The organism is Paraburkholderia sp. GAS448 (genome assembly GCF_050435685.1).
GTDB lineage: Bacteria > Pseudomonadota > Gammaproteobacteria > Burkholderiales > Burkholderiaceae > Paraburkholderia.
The window spans coordinates 1-15,364 of sequence record NZ_JBNDKT010000056.1 but is presented as its reverse complement, the minus strand read 5'-3'; the positions used below and the strand labels follow the sequence as shown (position 1 = coordinate 15,364).

Annotated in this window: 8 protein-coding genes and 1 pseudogene; 1 reads left to right on the top strand and 8 read right to left on the bottom strand. The window is 58.9% G+C overall.

All coding sequences use genetic code 11. From position 1 onward, the window contains the following. Nucleotides 1–33: 33 nt before the first annotated feature. Both P3T23_RS43185 and P3T23_RS43180 read right to left on the bottom strand, forming a co-directional pair. The gene (locus P3T23_RS43185; RefSeq protein ID WP_429322171.1) at nucleotides 34–8,640 is read right to left on the bottom strand and encodes a GH36-type glycosyl hydrolase domain-containing protein; all 8,607 of its coding nucleotides are present in this window, start codon (nucleotides 8,638–8,640) and stop codon (nucleotides 34–36) included. Between the two features lie 455 nt (nucleotides 8,641–9,095). Continuing rightward, nucleotides 9,096–9,236: a hypothetical protein gene (locus tag P3T23_RS43180; protein WP_429322170.1), complete on the bottom strand. Its 141-nt coding sequence runs from the start codon at nucleotides 9,234–9,236 to the stop codon at nucleotides 9,096–9,098. 449 nt (nucleotides 9,237–9,685) lie between these two features. Between P3T23_RS43180 and P3T23_RS43175 the strand changes: the two genes are divergently transcribed. Continuing rightward, nucleotides 9,686–10,048 carry a hypothetical protein gene (locus P3T23_RS43175; protein WP_429322169.1) on the top strand — a complete coding sequence of 121 codons (363 nt, stop codon included), beginning with the start codon at nucleotides 9,686–9,688 and terminating at the stop codon, nucleotides 10,046–10,048. 305 nt (nucleotides 10,049–10,353) lie between these two features. Here P3T23_RS43175 and P3T23_RS43170 read toward each other — a convergent pair. From P3T23_RS43170 to P3T23_RS43145, 6 genes and pseudogenes are all read right to left on the bottom strand, one after another. Beyond that, a pseudogene (locus tag P3T23_RS43170) lies at nucleotides 10,354–10,509 on the bottom strand (tyrosine-type recombinase/integrase); the annotation flags it as partial. Nucleotides 10,510–12,286: 1,777 nt separating this feature from the next. Beyond that, the gene (locus P3T23_RS43165) at nucleotides 12,287–12,625 is read right to left on the bottom strand and encodes a hypothetical protein (RefSeq protein WP_429322168.1); all 339 of its coding nucleotides are present in this window, start codon (nucleotides 12,623–12,625) and stop codon (nucleotides 12,287–12,289) included. Then, nucleotides 12,622–12,900, bottom strand: coding sequence for a putative peptidoglycan-binding domain-containing protein (locus P3T23_RS43160; RefSeq protein ID WP_429322194.1), 279 nt, complete (start codon nucleotides 12,898–12,900; stop codon nucleotides 12,622–12,624). Before P3T23_RS43160 ends, P3T23_RS43165 begins: the two co-directional genes overlap by 4 nt. 426 nt (nucleotides 12,901–13,326) lie before the next feature. Beyond that, complete coding sequence (locus tag P3T23_RS43155; RefSeq protein ID WP_429322167.1) at nucleotides 13,327–13,953, bottom strand: hypothetical protein; 627 nt, start codon at nucleotides 13,951–13,953, stop codon at nucleotides 13,327–13,329. 162 nt (nucleotides 13,954–14,115) lie between these two features. Further along, nucleotides 14,116–14,529: a hypothetical protein gene (locus P3T23_RS43150; protein ID WP_429322166.1), complete on the bottom strand. Its 414-nt coding sequence runs from the start codon at nucleotides 14,527–14,529 to the stop codon at nucleotides 14,116–14,118. 17 nt (nucleotides 14,530–14,546) lie between these two features. Continuing rightward, nucleotides 14,547–15,364 (bottom strand): glycoside hydrolase family 108 protein (locus P3T23_RS43145; RefSeq protein ID WP_429322165.1); only part of this gene is annotated, 818 nt, incomplete at its 5' end.

Genomic DNA, 15,364 nt, shown 5'->3' with positions numbered 1-15,364 from the left:
CTGTTTTACTCTCGGTGACCGATGCGTGATTCGTCACGCGACCTGCGCGCCCGAGTTCACGTCTTCACTCACGCCGAAGCAAAGCGAAATCACGAGCGTATGCGACCCCGCATCAAGCGGCACGCGCACCCGTCCATCACCACATTCGACACTCGCGCCGTCGAGCACCGCACGCATCACACCGCGCTCGTCAGCGGATTCGACGCGGACTTCATACCGCGTCGAGTGCATCGTCACTGTTGCTTCAAACCCCGGCCACCTGTCGGGAATACAAGGATCGACCACGAGAAAATCCCCCTCCCGACAAATCCCAAGGATGCCCTCGACGCCCGCCCGGTACATCCATCCAGCGGATCCTGTGTACCAGGTCCAGCCGCCCCGTCCGATATGAGGCGCCACGGAATAGACATCGGCCGCAACGACATAGGGTTCGACCTTGTAGCGGTCGACTTCCAGCGGTGTGCGCGCATGATTGACCGGGTTAAGCAGTGAAAACAGCGCGGCGGCCTTGTTGCCATCACGCATTTTCGTGAAAGCGAGGATCGCCCACATCGCTGCGTGGCTGTACTGCCCGCCGTTTTCACGCAGCCCCGGCGGATAGCCCTTGATATAGCCGGGATCGTGCGACGTTTTGTCGAACGGCGGCGTGAACAGCAAAGCAAGCCCGTCGTTGCGACGGATAAGGTGCTTTTCCAGCGACGACATCGCCAGCGCCGCGCGCGCTGGATCTGCCGCGCCTGACAGCACAGCCCACGACTGTGCGATCGAATCGATTTGACACTCGTCACTGTCTTTCGAGCCGAGCCACGTGCCGTCGTCAAAAGTCGCGCGGCGATACCATTCGCCGTCCCACGCGTCGCGCTCCAGCGCCTCGCGCACCGACGCCGCATGAGCGCGCCAGCGCGCAGCGCGCCCAACCGAAACCACATCGCGCGATTCAGCCAGGGGGGCGAACAGCTCAATAGTCCGCAATAGCAGCCAGCCGAGCCAAACGCTTTCCCCCTTACCGTCCGCACCAACGCGGTTCATCCCGTCGTTCCAGTCACCCGTACCGATCAGGGGCAAGCCATGCTTGCCGGTCAGTTCGATGCATTGATCCAGGCCGCGCGCGCAATGTTCGAACAGCGACGCTGATTCATCTGCGACCATCGGCTGGAAGAACGCATCGTGCTCGCCGGGCCGCAGTGGCGGTCCATCGAGGAACGGCACGATCTCGTCGAGAATCGCGAAATCGCCCGCGCAGCCGATGTACGTCGCCGTCGCGAACGCGAGCCACACTCGGTCATCGGAAATCCGCGTGCGCACGCCTTGCCCCGACTGGGGTAACCACCAGTGCTGGAAATCGCCTTCGACAAACTGCCGCGCCGCGGTGCGCAGCAAATGCCGCCGTGTCTCGTCCGGCTGCGCATGGGTAAGCGCCATGCCGTCCTGCAACTGGTCACGGAACCCGTATGCGCCGCTTGCCTGATAGAACGCCGAGCGCGCCCAGGTACGGCACGCGAGAGTCTGATACAGCAGCCAGCCGTTTAGCATCAGGTCCATTGCGCGGTCGGGGGTTTTCACCTGCACGGTACCGAGCACGTCCTGCCATTGGCTCGTCACTTCGGCGAGGACAGCATCGAGATCGGCCTTGCGATAGCGCTCGATCAACGCCCGCGCCTCTTCGACGCAAGCGCATTGCCCGACGAACGACACCACTTCGACGATCTCGTCCACGCCCAGCTCGATCACGCGCTGCATCGCCGCGCATGGATCGAGGCCCGCACCGGTCGCGCCAGACAGCGGCGCGTTGCCGGTCAGCGCGGCGGGCACCGCAGTCTGGCCGTTGCGGCCGAGAAATTCGGTGCGATCCGCCGTCCACGCGGTCTGCTGACCGCTGAGGTCCGCGAACGCCACGCGCCCCGCGAACCCCATGCTCCACGGATTGCGCGCCAGCATCGCGCCGGTAGCGGAGTCGATTTCCGTCACGATGAATGGTCCCGATGCGCCGCGCGATGTGCCGAGCACCCATTCCATCCACGTCGTCACGGACAGACGGCGCGGCCTACCGGACAGGTTGCGCAACGTCAGCCGGGAGATCTTCAGAGGGTCGGCGAGGGGCACGTATTGCAGCAAGTCGAGCGCGATGCCATTCGCCTCGTGTTCGAAGCGGCTGTAGCCATGCCCGTGACGCGCGACATACGTCCCGCCATCGCGGATCGGGAGCGCGGTGGCGCCCCACACATCGCCAGTGACTTCGTCGCGCACATAGATGGCTTCACCGGCTCGGTCTTCGACCGGATCGTTCGACCACGGCGTGAGTTGATTGTCCCGGCTGTTTTCGGCCCACGTGTAGCCGCTGCCTTCCGCAGCGACCTGAAAGCCGAAGCCGGAATTCGCGATCACGTTGATCCACGGCGCGGGCGTCGTCGCACCCGCCACGAGAACGGTTACGTATTCCCGACCGTTTTTATCGAAACCGCCCAGACCATTGAAGAACTCGAGTCTCAGCGGAACCGAAGAAAGCTCGCGAGGCAGATGAGGCGGCGCGGGCCATGGCGGCGACATCGGCGGCTTCGGCCGGCGAAGCGCCGACGGCTGGCCCTGCGACTGCGGCACCCGGGCGAGCTGGTCGGCGATTGAACCGCGACGCGCGATCAACGCGACACGCGCGACCGATTGCAGCAGCGCACGCGCCTCCACGCTCATCAAATCGGCGCGCAGCGTAAAGATCCCCCCTTGCGCGAGCTCTTCGCCGAAACGCGGCCGTGCCTGGCTGCTGCGCACGGCTGTTTCGATCGCCCCCTGCAACTCCTGGATATACGACGATGCCCGTTCGTTGATGATGACGAGATCGACGCCCAGCTGCTTCATCCGCCAGTACTCGTGTGCCCTCAATAACTGCCGGACTTGCGCGATGTCTTCGACGTCGTCGATACGCAGCAGCACGATTGGCAGGTCGCCGGAAATCGCGTGCTGCCAGAGTCCCGACTGTGCGCCGGCCCCGCGAATGATCGTGTCCGACGGCGCTCTGAAACGCGCGTCGGCGTAAATGACGGGCGCGGCGAGGCGCTGAAAATCCGCCGCCTCTTCGGCTTCGACGTCGAGGTGGCGCAACTGCACCTGGGCCTGCGTCCAGGCTAGCGTTTTGGCGCGATCGAACGCGTTGCGGTCATGGTGTTTGTCGACCAGATCGAGCAACAGCGCTCGCGACTCGGCCACCAGTGTCCAGAACGTCACGCGAGCGACCTTGCCCGGCGGCACCAGCACGCGATACCTAAGTGCAAAGACCGGATCGAGTACGGTCCCGGCGGTGTTGGTCAGCGGCTGATCGTCGAAGATCGCCGCCGCCGTGCCGGCGTTGCGCCCGCGCCCCAGAAAGCGCGCGCGATCCGATTCGTATTGCGGATCGGCGACGATCTCGCCGTCAACAATCGCGAAATGCGCAGCCCACACCTGTTTTTCCTCGTGCGAACGTGGACGGCGCGTGGCCACCAGCGCGCCGAATTCTGCGAGGTGCTCGGTCTCGACAAACATCCGCGAGAAGGCCGGATGCGCGTTGTCGGCGGCGGGCGTCGCGAGCACGATTTCGGCGTAGGAGGTCAGTTCAATTTCGCGCGCGCGGCGTCCGCTGTTTGCCAACGACACGCGGCGTACTTCGCCGTCTGCTTCACCCGAAACCAGCACGTCCATCGTAGTTGTCAACGAGCCGTCGCGGCGAATGAATTCCGCATGGTCCTCGCCGAACACAACCTCTTCGTACCCGGCTTCGCTGCCTGTCGGCTGTGCGCCCGCCGACCACACGTGGCCGCTCTGCGTATCGCGCAGGAAGATGAAGGAGCCCCAGTTGTCGCGGGTTGCGTCTTCGCGCCAGCGCGTCACCGCCATGTCGCGCCAACGGCTGTAACCGGAGCCCGTCGCAGTCAGCATGACCGCGTAGTCTCCATTCGACAGCAGGTGTGTCACTGGCGCTGCGCCGGCCACAGCCGACGCAGCGAGGCGCCGTACGGTCGGCGGCACGACACCGGCGACGGCTGCTGACGTGTTCACTTCTTCGGCACGGGGGTGCGCAACGGCGACATTGCGCGGCATACGTTCCTGCAACAACAGTTCGCTCGCCTGGATCATGGGTTCGCGATGGAAACGTGCACGCATCTGCGCGTCGAGTAACGTGTTCGCAATCGACACGATCGTCATGCCCTGGTGATGCGCCATGAAATTGCGCACGATCGCAACATCCTCATTGTCCGGTAGCCGCGAGCGGGTGAAATCGAGTGCTTCGTAGAACCCATAGCGACCCAGCGCGCCCAGCGCGGCGAGTTGTGCGTAGTTCTCTCGCGCGGCTTGTGGGTCGACCATCGCGGCTAGCCCCGTTGCATACGGCGCGATCACGCGGTTCTCTGAAAGCCCTCGCTTGAGGCCGAGACCGGGCACGCCGAAATTCGAATACTGGTAGGTGAATTCGATGTCACGAGCGTTGTACGCCGATTCCGAAATGCCCCACGGAATGCCAAGCGAACGCCCATACGAGGCTTGCCGTTCCACCACCAGACGGCTCGTCTGCTCGAGCAGGCTGCCGACCGGCGCGCGCATCACCAGCGACGGCATCAGGTATTCGAACATCGACCCCGACCATGAGATCAGCGCCGAGCCGTTACCGACCGGCGTCGCGGCGCGGCCGAGGCGGAACCAGTGGCGCGTCGTCACGTCACCTTTCGCGATGGCGAACAGGCTCGCGAGGCGCGCTTCGGACGCCAGCAGGTCGTAGCAGTTCAGGTCGAGGTTGTTGTCGGATTGCGAATAGCCGATCGATAGCAGCTTGCGTTCCGGATCGAGCAGGAACGCGAAGTCCATGTCGAGCGCCATCGCTCGCGACGAATCGGCGAGCGACTTCAGGCGTGCCCGCAGAAGATCCGGCGTCTCGGCGAGTTGCTGCCGGTCGCGGGCATGTTCGGTCACGCTTTTGCTCAACGCGTCTATCCAGAACATCAGGTCGGCGGAACTGTCGTCGCCGCCGGCGGGCACGAGTTCACGCGTTGCCTTCGCAGCCTTTTCCGTCAGCCGCACGAGCGACGGCGACAGCGCTTCGAGCGTCTGCGGGCCGTGCAACTGCGTGCTGATCTCTTCGAGGATCCCAACCAGCTGCCTGCCACGTTCACCGCCTGCGGCGGCCAGCGCGTCGATGGCTTCCCGCGCGAGTTGCAGATTGTCCATCATTCCGGACCGCGCAGCCGGCGCGAGCAATTCATGGGGCCACTCTTCGCACGCGTTGGCGAGGACGATCAGATGACCGGCCAGATTGCCGCTATCGACCGACGAAACATACGCCGGCGCCAGCACCTGGAGATCGAGCGTTCCGTACCAGTTATAGAAATGCCCCTTGAAACGGGTGAGCTTGTGCATCGAAGCGAACGTTGCTTCGAGCCGTTCGACAGTTTCCGTCGTCCCGCCCCAGCCGAAATCGCGCGCGGCAATCGCCGACAGCAGATACAGCCCAAGGTTGGTCGGCGAGGTGCGGTGCGCGACGACCGGCTTCGGATCTTCCTGGAAGTTGTCGGGCGGCAGCATGTTTTCTGCTGGCGTAACGAAGGTCTCGAAGAAACGCCACGTGCGTCGCGCGATGAGGCGAAGGCTGCGCGCGTCCAGGTCCGCCATCGCGAAACGCCGCGCCACGGTCGGCGAACGGCTCGACCACAGCGCGAGCGCCGGCGCGGCGAGCCATAACATCGCAAACGGCAGCACGAGCGCCCAGTGCGACGGTGCGAACGCGATGGCACCAGCCGGCAGTACGAGGCCGAGTGCGACACCGCCTGTCATCTGCCGATAAAAGCCGCGCAGATCGAGACGAGGGCTGCCCTTCGACTGCGCAGCGGTCGTCCATTCGAGCAGCCGGCGATGCGTCACGAACAGGCGCATCAGCGTCCGGACGATCGCATCGCCCATGCGCCACGCCTGGTCAGCGAGGAACGCGGCCGACAGAACTGTTTGCAAGGTGGCGAGCCGCAACTCGGCGGCCAGCACGTCCAGATGATTGCGCAGATGGATGCCGCTGCGGCGCGGCAGGATCACGAACAGCGTCGGCAGGAAAGCGGGAATCGCGAGCGCGCCAAGCACCAGCAGCGCGCCTGCAATCCCGGTGCGGATCGGCATAAGCCAGCATAAGCCGAGCGCGGCGACCATCAAGGGTGCGAGCAGCGAACGGCGCAAATTGTCGAGCATCTTGAAGCGGCCGATCGACGGCATCGCGTGTCGGTCCCGGCCACGATGGCCGACGATCCACGGCAGCAACTGCCAGTCGCCACGCGTCCAGCGATGCTGCCGTTTGCCAATCACGTCGTAACGAGACGGTACTTCCTCGACCACCTCGACATCCGACGCCAGTCCGGCACGCGCAAAAATCCCTTCGAACAGATCGTGACTGAGCAGCGCGTTTTCGGGCACGCGTCCATGTAATGCCGCTTCAAACGCATCGACGTCGTAGATACCCTTGCCGGTATACGACCCTTCGCCGAACAGATCCTGATAGACATCGGACACGGCCGCCGCGTAAGGGTCCATCCCGCCGGGGCCGGAAAAGACGCGCTGATGCAGTGACCCTTCCTGGCCCACGGGCAGCGACGGAGTGACACGCGGTTGCAGAATCGCGTATCCGTTGACGACGCGTTGTTCGGCGTCGCTGAACGTCGGCCGGTTTAGCGGATGCGCCATCTTGCCGATTAGCCGCAGCGCGGCGTCTCGTGGCAGACGCGTATCGGCGTCGAGTGTGATGACGTAGCGCACGTCGGACGGCACCTGCGGCGCACGGCCGGCGATCGATATGAAGGTCGTGTCCGTCGCACCGCGCAGCAGGCGGTTCAGTTCGTGCAACTTGCCGCGCTTACGTTCCCAGCCCATCCATTTGTTCTCGCTCGCGTTGAACACGCGGCGGCGGTGTAGCAGCAGGAAGCGGCTGCCGCTCGGGCCAGGCTCGTAACGGCTGTTCAGAGCTTCGATGGCGTCGGAGGCCACGGCGAGCAGATGTGCATCGCCAGCCAGCACTTCCTGATCCGCATCGAGCCCGTCCACCAGCAACGCGAAAGACAGGTCGCCACCGGCTCCCGCGAGATGATGCACCTCAAGACGTTCGACCTGCTCGCGCAGATCGGCTTCGCTCGTCAGGAGCGTCGGCACGGCAACCAGCGTGCGCAACGACGACGGCACGCCGGCAGTCAGTTCGAGACCCGGCAACGTGATTGCACCGAAACTCCATGTCACCGCGCGATTGACGAGGGCGGTCGCGACCTCGGTGAGGGGCAAGAATCCGCATGCGGCAAACAGCGCGAGTACCCAGGCTTCGAGACCTCGCGGCGCTAGTGTCCACAGTGCCCACAACGCCAGCGCCAGTAACGTCGTGGCCACCACCAGGATCATGCCGACGTACCCGCGGATGCCGAGGCGGACGTTGAACCGCGCTATCCGCAGACGCGGCGGCGGACGGAATCCGATCGCCTGCTCCAGTGCGCGGCGGCCTTCGGCAATCAGGTGATAGCCGGGGTCGCCGGCGCGTTCCGCTTGCGCGGCATCGCCTGCCTCCAGCACCGCCGCATGCGCCGATTCCAGCGCCAGCCCGGCGACTTCGAGTTCGGTGTAGGACGAGCCACGCGCCAGTTGCTCGATCGCGCTGCGATACAGATTGCGCGTCGGAAAATCCATCGTGGCAAAGCTGCTGTCCCTGCGCAACCGGGCGTCGACAAGACTCACCCCCTCGAACAGTCCCGCCCAGTCGATGTCGGAAATCAGCCTCATGCTGGTGATCACATTGCGCACGGTGACGTTCGACGCGCCCTGCCGCTGCTGCGCATGTTGCACGACTTCGTCGATGGATGCGCCCTGAAGCTTGAGCCGCTCTTCCAGCCAGCCAAGTGCCGGCGTGGTGCGCGGATCCTGGTCACGCAGCCGTTTCGCGAGCTGTGCGGCGAACAGCTCGGACAACAGGCCCGAGGAGCGCGTGGAAATGTCCGCTTCGAGCGCCGAGCGGGCGCTGCCAGCTTCGAGCAGACGGTCGGTGAGTGCATCGGCGTCGGCGCGTGCGCTGCGGCCTGCGGTGATCTGGTCAGTCAGGCGTCGCAGGTTCTCGATCAGTACGATGCGCAACGTGATAGCCACGGCCCACAATTCGCCGATCGTCAGCGGCTGAACCCGCTGATACGCGCTGATGAAGCACCGCAGGATCTGCGGGTCGAAGTGACTGTCGGTATGCGCAACGAACGCCCATGCAAGACCAAATACGCGCGGATAGCCGGCGAACGGGCCGACGGCAAGCTTGGGCAACTGACGGTAGTAGCCGGGGGGCAAGTCATCGCGAATCTCACGGATCTGTTCCTCGACGAGGTGATAGTTGTCGAGCAGCCATTCCGCGGCAGGCACCACGCCCCGGCCATTCTCCAGTTCTTCGGCGCTCGCACGGTAAGCCGCTAGCAGGACTGCGGCATTATCGTTCAGTCTCGTGTGCAGCGATAGAACGGCAGGTGGTGTCTTCGTTACCATTTGCGCGGCAGCGAGGCTCTCCGCGTGTTGCTCGAGCCGTTCGACGCCGAACAGTTCTTCGCGCACCGGCGCGATGTCAGTCCATGGCGGCGACGGCGAGCGATGTCCCGCGACATATCGAAGGATCGCTTTCACAGGAGCACTTCCCGCGATGTCGGTGAGTTCGGTGGGGTGGACCGGTCGCTGCGGCGTGTCGCGTTAGCGGCGCGCCTATCGTTTGCCACAGTTGTGTCGGCGAACGGCTCATTGAGTTGGGACATGATCGGATCTTCCTTCGGGGAGGGCGGACTACGCGTGTCGCGTGGGTGCAAGCCTCCGGGCTGTAGTTTGATTCCACGGTGCGGATTGCCGGCGCATCGAAAAATTTTCGCCGGAACGATGCGCGTAACGGGAATGCGTCAGTACACCCCCATGCACAATCCGTTAATGCCGTTTAGCGGCGCGCTGAAACGTCGGATGAAGTTCGATCAGACCGATGCGGCAATGACTGAGAGACAGGGGCACCTGCGCAGCCCTGTAGGCGCAGTTCCTGGCTGAACACCCGGAAAGGATGAAGCAGAGAGGACACGGATCCGTGCCCCGGGTGCCTGCTATTTCTTTTTGGCCGGTGCGCTGGCCACGGCGGTCTTCGGCGCAATCGCCGGGGACACGCCCACCGCAGGAGAGATCACCTTTTTGGGTTGTTTCGGCTTTTTGGCCTCGCGATTACCGCGCATCGTGCTCTTTGCCAATATGTTTCTCCTGATTTGCCGATCGCGAAAGCGACAGGCATATCACGCAGTTTGGGCGCATCTGGTAACTCTGTCGCGATTTTTCTTTTAGATGTCCGTTGCGCGCCTTCCGGAGAATGCCAGCCAACGGGGCGCAGTGTGCTCGCAGACCTGTCAGCAGCGACCTCAGTTGAGATAGCATGCCCGTTCCTTGCTGGGAGCAGTCAGGAAGATTGGCGAAGAACGCATGGACAGAGTGTCAGCCACCGGACTCAATCGCGACGAATATGGCGTATGCTGTCGTTGTCACGTCTCTTGTTCACGACGGACGCAGCTTAATTCCAAAATTTTCTGCATTCCAGAATATTTCCTTCTGCCCCAACCGGCCAACACGACTGGCGCAATGAATCGGGTTGTCCCCTGAACTGCTGCGTCGCCGGGGGCCCCATAGCATTACGTTTGAGATAACCATGCTTTTACGCATACAAAGCCATGTGGTGAGCCCGCCACCTGCTCCACGAATTCCGCATCGCAGTTTTGATGGGGAAGCCCGCGATCGCCTGATTGTCTGGATTCGCCGGCGCATGGACGAATATGGAATAAGCCCCGAGAATCTTGCCGCTGCGATCGAAGCGGATAAACCGCTGACGCCCCGTTATCGAGACCACAAAGGCAACGAATGGAACGGTGAGGGCGATATGCCGGAATGGCTTGAACGTGTCCAGCAGCTCGGTGTAGATGTCGATTTCTTTGCTATCCGGCAACAGGATGCCTCTCCAGGAGTTTGTTCGCCTGGCGACGCGGGAATGTCGATGTTCTTCGGTGCTCGATGACTGCTGGCTGCGGGTTGCCACGCATGCACGACGCCACCGGGTGCAAACGCCCCGTCTAAACCTGGCGACCAGGTCGACCGGACTCAGGGGAACTCGCAGTGATATCGCCGCCCTCCGTCTCGCTGCCAATCGATAGCTACCTGGTGCTGCTTACCGGTAGCGGGTCGTGCCCCTCCACTGTAATGATCCGGTGCCGTGGCCGGAGCGAACGCTCAAGAATTTCGTCTACGTGTCGCTATCGGGTGGATCTCAGTTTTGATCCTGCACCGACCATCGCACACACGCTGCACACTGCACTGCACACGCTATAGCCGCGCTGCAATCTGCTCGGCCGACTCGCGGTAGTACGTGTTTTGAAGGATAGACAAATCCTTGTTCCCGCTTATCTTTGCAAGCGTCGTAACGCCCACCTTGCGCGACAGTCGCGTGAGCGCTTCGGCCCTCGAATTATGAAAGTGCAAGCCGACTTTGGACTAGTGGTGGATGCAGTGGAAGCACGCGCACGATTGGCTAGTGCCGTCATCTCGGACGCCGAGGCAGTGGGCTACCGCATCGTCCCCGGCTTCGTGGCCGCAGCGGACCAACACGCTTAGCCGTGGCAGACCAACCCAACTACTGCTCGACGCGATAGCAAGACGAGGTCAGACCGAACGGGAGAAGAACCCGACGATTCTGTTGGCGAGTCATCACCGCGTGTGGCGTATCGCTGTTCGCCGGTTTTCAAATAGGGTTCTCCTGTGCGGCTCATATCGTGGCCCGCCCGATACGCTTCGGGCAGCAAGGCCGTTTGCAAAGACGCCGTCTGTTCCTGGCATTGCTTCGGCGCGTAAGAGCAGACGCCACCAACAGGAGAGATATATGACTCCACCAGCACCGCCGCATGGATTCTCGACGCCTACCATCTTCAGGCGCCGAAAATCCAACCCCGCCCTTGACTCTCGGGGGAAGTCCTTGCAAACACTATCGGCCGTTCCTTGCCGCTCGCTGTGCGAATCGACCTGCCCATTGTCGCGAACGGTAGTAGGCGACCCACAACCGTCACTCGACCCAGCGACGCTTCGATGGCAGTTACCCGGCCACAACGGCCATTCGCTTGGACACGTCGGCGACGGATGCTTGGTGCGGATTCAACCGGTGGATCCAACGTGAAGGTCGAAGGCCTCCGACGGGCACCCCGATATGGCGCGTTCGCGTTTCTTGTCGGTCAGTTTCAGTTTCGGGGAAAACATCGTGTGAGGCCAGATTGATCGGTCTGACAAGATGTTCCATTGCTAAATTGGGTCAGGCCTGACCTTACGTCAGTTGTCGACGTCGAGCCGTCGCTGTATCGCGTAAGCCCGGCTGCGTCAGTCTGAGGACTTTCGCCATTGCTGTACTGAGTCATTCCGGCATCATCGGTGGTGGCCGACAACCAAACGCGTCCATAAAGCACTGTTGCCGCGCGTATGATGGCGCGCTTAAAACTACGAAGGCAGCGACGGCGACAAACATACGTTTCATATGAACGTCCTACGCTTGAAATGATATGAGTCGGGATACACGAGGGGTGGATAATTCGTCGTATGTTAGGTGTTTCGCGCGCATCTATCCAGTCTTATTGACCCGGCCAATGAGCGGGAGCATGCACAGGTAGTCCTGTTGATTTCCGCAGTTCCTTGACGAGTGATATGCCGAGGTTATCGGCGCGCACTACCTGAGCAAATCTAGCCCTCTCCTGGTTGCCCTGGGAATTCGCGATGACCACCAGGAGTGTTTATGTAAAAGAACCCCGTAGAATGTCGATAATTTTCTTGATCGACTGCTTTTGCTTTCCCGGTACTTGGGAGCGCGCACCCAAATCTACGACTTCTAGAAGTTTACGAACCTTATGCGGTGCGAACGAGCGATTTCAAGCCCCGACACGCTCTACTAGGTTGGCTCAAGGACAAGAGTTGATGGCGTGGCAATCAATCCAGCGCTCTATGGCGACTCCTTTTTTTCAGGATATGATACTTTCCAGAATTTCAAATCATCTGAAATACTTATCAATTTCACATACTCTCCTTTAACGACATACGTTTTAACCTTCGTTTCCGATGGCGTAGGATATAAGAAGGCTTTGTCGACAACTATCTGACGCTCGCCTTGGTGGGCGCCAACTTGTTTCCGGGTGAGAGGCACCGAGTAAGGGCCATAGAAAAAATCGCCCTTCGGGTTTTTCGTAACCTTTCACGTCAATACATCGTTGTAACTAACCAATTATGCGGAACCATCTTTTGCGCCGAAAAAGGAATAAAAGTGAATTTTTGCGAGTTGTCCGTCTTCGCGCACGTGTCCAGAAATATTTTCCTCCCTGTCCACGCTGCAATCGATTCGGTTCCCATTCTGCGTGATAAAGCAATAAGAGCCAGTCACTGTGCCGTCACGCGCTTCATTGAGCTTTATTTCAAAGGTTGAATACGGCTTGCTTGATCCTGTCACATACTCTGCGTATTCCCAATTGCCTGAAAATCTGCCCTCCGTCGCCCACGACACCGAATGAAAGAGCAGGGTGCTTACTACTAGCGTCAAAGGGATAGTACATTTACGCATGTTCATACTTGCACCTGTAAGCAATCATTCACTTGGTTCAACCACCCCTTAAGATTACCAATCTGACCGGCATCCTTGATCGCGATATTCGTGTAATATTGTCGCCTAATCGACGCTATATCCTGAAGCAATGCTTCTTGATCGGCAATGGAATTGATAGCATTGTCCGTTTGATTTCCCATACTGCCGTCCTCTACGATATTTGAATGATATCTGTGGTTTAACAGCCTTTGAATCTGAAAAGCGGCTCCACCAGAAGTTATGCTCCAGTCATAAAACATTAATGCCACACGTTCATCTTTGAAGCCACAGAAACCCTTCGGTTGCCAATAGGCTTCAGATAAATAACCTCGCTTGTTGTTCCGTCAAGTTTTTCAAGTTATCCAGCGTAGGGGCGACACCCACGTCTTCCTCTGCATATTTCTGCCATGTGAGCCACGCGATACCGTGATTGTCGGACTGCCCTTGTCATCGCTCCTATTAACGTATCCATCCTCATGTCTAGTAATGATTTTTGATATTTTCTTAAATCGGACAGCACAGTCACAACTTTCGATGAAATTCCCAACCAGCCCAATCGGATGGATGTGGAACACATCGGGACTGGCCGCTCAAATTCGCGATGACGACCAAGTGCGTCCGTCGCTTTGTCGGAAGGTGAGAATCCAAGGCGGGCAGGACAGTGCAAAAGATCAACTAGCAATACATCACTTTCTGGTCAGGTCTTTGTAGTTACTAACAGCGTCATCAATCGTCTTTTTGTCTTCATTATTCTTTCGCCAGTCCCGTTTATAGCTCTCGACAAACGGCTTCAGTTCCTTTATCGCACCCTTGATATCCCCCTCGACCCTCAAGTGCGACGCATCCTGATTAGCCAATCTCATAAAATAAAGGAAAGCCGTTTTGTATCTAACATCGCTACTCAAAATTTCTCGATAATTTCCAGAAAAATAGATACCGTCTGCGCACACACCATCAGTCTCAACGTTACCAACGCGTATTCTATCCAATAAGACATAGACGCCAACCCCCTTTCCTGCAACATCTTCGCCACTTACATCCATTATTTCGTTTCTTACCGGATCAAGGTCGCCCTCAAAGTAATTCGGCGACTTTTTTAACTTCAAGGTCGCTTTCGCAAAACAATCTCCTGCCGCGTCTGCGCCACGAGGAATCGCTCCCCCGGCGATCAAGAAAGATCGATCTTCGCCTACATCTATCAGCAGCGCTTCACCATTCTGGCCGTGATAGATCCTTACGGTAACTGCGAACGATGCTTGCGCGGCGCATAAAGTCACACTTGTGCATACAAGCCATTTAATAATCTCGTTCATTTTTCAATTCCTCCTGCGCTTTCTTCCTTTCTGTCATATACCTCCCCTCAATGTCATGGCTGCTCGGCAGAGGAATGAATAAATCGAATCATCCGTCCTTGAAAATTCGTCTTTTCGCGGCAGCGAATCCTGAATCGCTAGGGGTCACCTTCAGCCGCAGAGTTATTCATGCCGGTCCAAGACGGCGTTTTTCGGGGCGTAGAATTCCCCTCCGATAGGTTTTCTGATGACATGCCAAACCAGATGTCCGTCGCGCATTGTCACTTGGGCCTTCCCGCTTTTTGCGCCAAAAAATGACGAGAATCTGACTGTTGCCGATTGCCCCGTAGCATCGACATTTCCTTCAATGTTTGGATTTTCCTCGTCATCGCAATCAATTTTGTTGCCATTTTGCGCCACAGCGCAATATTGCCCACGAAGGCCGCCTCCCTGCTGTTTTAGCTTAATAGAAAACGTACTTGTACTTGGCGCGACATTCCAATCCCATGCACCCGAAAACGAATCGGCAAACGCATTAACGCTGTAAAAAAACGCAATAAACAGATAACAAAATGTGATTTTTTTAAAATTTTTCATATTGCTTTCTCGTTGAATTACCAATTATAGGTCAAGCATCGATTCACTCTCTTTAACCATCCATTCAGGAATTTGTGATTTTTGTTGGGCTTACCCTTGTCATAATATGCCAGAGACGTATAATATTGCTTGCGCGCTGCGCCAATTTTTTGCACCAGTCCCTCTTGGTCAGCGATAGCGTTGATCTGGTCAATAAACTGTTTCGACATGTGGTTGTCAATCGCAATAGTTTTGGAGTGGTCTGAAACAAGCAACTCCTGAATTTTCTTGATTGCCTTGTATGAAGTTATTGTCCAATCGTATACATTCAAGGCAGTTCTTTCATTGAAAAATCCACAGAATCCGCGCGGCTCCCAATATCGCTTTAAATAAATTACCTTGGCTTGATCATTAGTCAGCGATTTCAGATTAGCCAATGTCGGTTCCACACCTATATCCTCCTTGGCGTATGCTTGCCACGTCGCCCACGCAATTCCTTTATTAGTCGCGCCGCCCGAATCATTCGGATCGTCCACAAATCCGCCTTCATTAAGCAAAACGATCTTCGATATTTTTTCAAAACGGGCTTTGCAGTCGCATGTAGTACTTTGGAGAAAATTCCCCACCAGCCCGATCGGATGGATGTGGAACACATCGGGACTGGCCGGGAAAGGCTGGCTGACCTTGCCCTGCACCTCATTCCACCAGGCAAGTTTGCCGATGCGTTCGATTTCGGCCTCGTGATAGGGCGATGGCTCACCGCGCGCCAGCAACTGGGCGAGCAATTCACGATAGCTTTCTTCGCTGGCCCATTCGCTGCGGTGTCGGGGAATCAGGCGGGACGCGCGAAACCGCA

Coding starts and splice junctions, on each gene's coding strand:
- P3T23_RS43165 (WP_429322168.1), bottom strand. CDS start 12,625: ATGAACATGCGTAAATGTACTATCCCTTTGACGCTAGTAGTAAGCACC.
- P3T23_RS43155 (WP_429322167.1), bottom strand. CDS start 13,953: ATGAACGAGATTATTAAATGGCTTGTATGCACAAGTGTGACTTTATGC.
- P3T23_RS43160 (WP_429322194.1), bottom strand. CDS start 12,900: ATGTTTTATGACTGGAGCATAACTTCTGGTGGAGCCGCTTTTCAGATT.
- P3T23_RS43150 (WP_429322166.1), bottom strand. CDS start 14,529: ATGAAAAATTTTAAAAAAATCACATTTTGTTATCTGTTTATTGCGTTT.
- P3T23_RS43175 (WP_429322169.1), top strand. CDS start 9,686: ATGCTTTTACGCATACAAAGCCATGTGGTGAGCCCGCCACCTGCTCCA.